The organism is Vibrio sp. 1641, assembly GCF_033339995.1.
Lineage (GTDB): Bacteria > Pseudomonadota > Gammaproteobacteria > Enterobacterales > Vibrionaceae > Vibrio > Vibrio alginolyticus.
Map to the genome: position 1 here is coordinate 1 of NZ_JAWOVP010000350.1, position 588 is coordinate 588.

Below are 588 nucleotides of genomic sequence, written 5' to 3' on the forward strand. Positions count from 1 at the left end.
GTGTAGTGCCAGAACGTTGCCCATCCTTCATTCATAACCTGAGTTTGCTTTTGTGGATAAAAGTACTGGCTGATTTTTCGGACGATTCGAACAACCTCGCGTTGCCATGGTTCCAAGAGCGGCGCATGTTTCTCAAAGAAGTAGAGTAGGTTTTCTTGAGGTTCACTAGGGAAGCGCTCTTTAATGTCTTCTTCTTTAGTTTTGGCTCTTGGTACGGTTCGCCACAGTTCATTGACTTGAGATTGCAGATAAGCCTCGCGCTCCTCTTTGCGGGCCTTCTCTTCGGTAATCGAGATTTTCTCTGGTCGTTTGTAGCGGTCGACACCAAAGTTCATTAACGCATGGCAGGAGTCGAGAAGCTTTTCAACCTCTTGAACGCCGTAGCGCTCCTCACATTCGGCAAGGTACTTTTTAGCAAAGAGTAAGTAGTCGATGATAGAACTGGCGTCCGTCCACGTTTGGAACAGATAATTCCCCTTGAAGAAAGAGTTGTGGCCGTAGCACGCGTGTGCAATGACAAGCGCTTGCATGGTGACTGTGTTCTCTTCCATCAAATACGCAATACAAGGGTCGGAGTTAATCACAATC

1 protein-coding gene is annotated in these 588 nt (G+C 47.1%); it reads right to left on the reverse strand.

The annotated features are described in order from the left end of the window. On the reverse strand, window positions 1-588 hold a 588-nt coding region (locus R7Z47_RS25935), incomplete at both ends, for a SpoVR family protein (RefSeq protein WP_318130907.1).